At 55.4% G+C, this 2500-nt stretch carries 1 tRNA gene and 2 rRNA genes (1 of these 3 cut by a window edge); all 3 read left to right on the top strand.

The window, feature by feature from the left end:
- Positions 1–1926 (top strand): 23S ribosomal RNA (locus AAE029_RS36020); it begins 955 nt to the left of the window's first position.
- A gap of 178 nt (positions 1927–2104) precedes the next feature.
- Positions 2105–2219: ribosomal RNA gene (rrf, locus tag AAE029_RS36015) — 5S ribosomal RNA — on the top strand.
- A gap of 202 nt (positions 2220–2421) precedes the next feature.
- Positions 2422–2498 (top strand) — tRNA-Met (locus tag AAE029_RS36010).
- The last annotated feature ends 2 nt before the right edge of the window (positions 2499–2500 follow it).

Genomic DNA, 2500 nt, shown 5'->3' with positions numbered 1-2500 from the left:
AGCGTCGACCGAATACCCCCGGGGGTAGAGCACTGGATGGGCTATGGGGACTCACCGTCTTACTGATCCTAACCAAACTCCGAATACCGGGGAGTACTAGTCGGCAGACACACGGCGGGTGCTAACGTCCGTCGTGAAAAGGGCAACAACCCTAACCTCCAGCTAAGGTCCCCAAGTCATGGCTAAGTGGGAAAGGATGTGAGGATCCCAAAACAACCAGGATGTTGGCTTAGAAGCAGCCATCATTTAAAGAAAGCGTAACAGCTCACTGGTCTAAACAAGGGTCTTTGCGCCGAAAATGTAACGGGGCTAAAGCCATGCACCGAAGCTGAGGATTCCTCTTTGAGGAGTGGTAGCGGAGCGTTCCGTAAGCCCGTGAAGGCAGACCCGTGAGGGCTGCTGGAGGTATCGGAAGTGCGAATGTTGACATGAGTAACGATAAAGAGGGTGAGAGACCCTCTCGCCGAAAGACCAAGGGTTCCTGCTTAAAGTTAATCTGAGCAGGGTTAGCCGGCCCCTAAGACGAGGCGGACACGCGTAGTCGATGGGAACCACGTTAATATTCGTGGGCCTGGTGGAAGTGACGGATTGCACAAATTGTGAGGGCTTATTGGATTGTCCTTGCAGTGGCGCGGTTCCAGGAAACAGCTCCACCGTATAGACCGTACCCGAAACCGACACTGGTGGTCAGGTAGAGTATACCAAGGCGCTTGAGAGAACTGCGTTGAAGGAACTCGGCAAATTGCACGCGTAACTTCGGAAGAAGCGTGACCCTATTGCGGGCAACCGTGATGGGGTGGCACAGACCAGGGGGTAGCGACTGTTTATCAAAAACACAGGGCTCTGCGAAGTCGCAAGACGACGTATAGGGTCTGACGCCTGCCCGGTGCTGGAAGGTTAAAGGGAGGGGTGCAAGCTCTGAACTGAAGCCCCAGTAAACGGCGGCCGTAACTATAACGGTCCTAAGGTAGCGAAATTCCTTGTCGGGTAAGTTCCGACCTGCACGAATGGCGTAACGACTTCCCCGCTGTCTCCAACGCAGACTCAGTGAAATTGAATTCCCCGTGAAGATGCGGGGTTCCTGCGGTCAGACGGAAAGACCCCGTGCACCTTTACTATAGCTTTACACTGGCATTCGTGTCGGCATGTGTAGGATAGGTGGTAGGCTTTGAAGCAGGGACGCCAGTTCCTGTGGAGCCACCCTTGAAATACCACCCTTATCGTCATGGATGTCTAACCGCGGCCCGTCATCCGGGTCCGGGACAGTGTATGGTGGGTAGTTTGACTGGGGCGGTCGCCTCCGAAAGAGTAACGGAGGCGCGCGATGGTGGGCTCAGAGCGGTCGGAAATCGCTCGTCGAGTGCAATGGCATAAGCCCGCCTGACTGCGAGACTGACAAGTCGAGCAGAGACGAAAGTCGGTCATAGTGATCCGGTGGTCCCGCGTGGAAGGGCCATCGCTCAACGGATAAAAGGTACGCCGGGGATAACAGGCTGATGACCCCCAAGAGTCCATATCGACGGGGTTGTTTGGCACCTCGATGTCGGCTCATCGCATCCTGGGGCTGGAGCAGGTCCCAAGGGTTTGGCTGTTCGCCAATTAAAGCGGTACGTGAGCTGGGTTCAGAACGTCGTGAGACAGTTCGGTCCCTATCTGCCGTGGGTGTAGGAATATTGACAGGATCTGTCCCTAGTACGAGAGGACCGGGATGGACATATCTCTGGTGGACCTGTTGTCCTGCCAAGGGCATAGCAGGGTAGCTATATATGGAAGGGATAACCGCTGAAGGCATCTAAGCGGGAAACCCACCTGAAAACGAGTGTTCCCTATCAGAGCCGTGGAAGACGACCACGTTGATAGGCCGGGTGTGGAAGTGCGGCAACGCATGAAGCTTACCGGTACTAATCGCTCGATCGACTTGATCGTTCTCGTTGCCAGTGCTCATCGCATGAGCCAATCGGCAGTAGCCAGTCGCCAATAGGAAAGCTGCTGCTGCCCAATGCCAAGACGTGTTCAAAAAAGATGACAATAGACAGTCCCTACTGGCTAACGCCTACTGCCTATTGCCTCATCTCCAGCTTCTCAAAACGTTGCGCTTCGCTGACCTGGTGGTTATGGCGGGGTGGCTGCACCCGTTCCCTTTCCGAACACGGCCGTGAAACGCCCCAGCGCCCATGGTACTTCGTCTCAAGACGCGGGAGAGTCGGTCGCTGCCAGGTCTGCCAAACGCAACTTCAATCTTCTCTTAACCCGCGGCCCCAAGCCGACTATAATAGCCGGGCCGCCGCAAGCGGCCCGTTCTGCTTTAAATAGCAAAAGAACACGAGACAAATTGCGTCGCAATTTGCTCGGCAGTAAAGCGACAAATCCCAACGGGATTTGCGCATGACGGATAAACCGCAAAGCGGTTTACCGAGGTGACGCGGGGTGGAGCAGCCCGGTAGCTCGTCAGGCTCATAACCTGAAGGCCGCAGGTTCAAATCCTGCCCCCGCAACCAAA

It is taken from the genome of Sinorhizobium sp. CB7, from assembly GCF_041357635.1.
Lineage (GTDB): Bacteria > Pseudomonadota > Alphaproteobacteria > Rhizobiales > Rhizobiaceae > Rhizobium.
The sequence above is the reverse complement of the archived record's forward strand: the minus strand, read 5'-3'. Positions and strand labels throughout refer to the sequence as shown.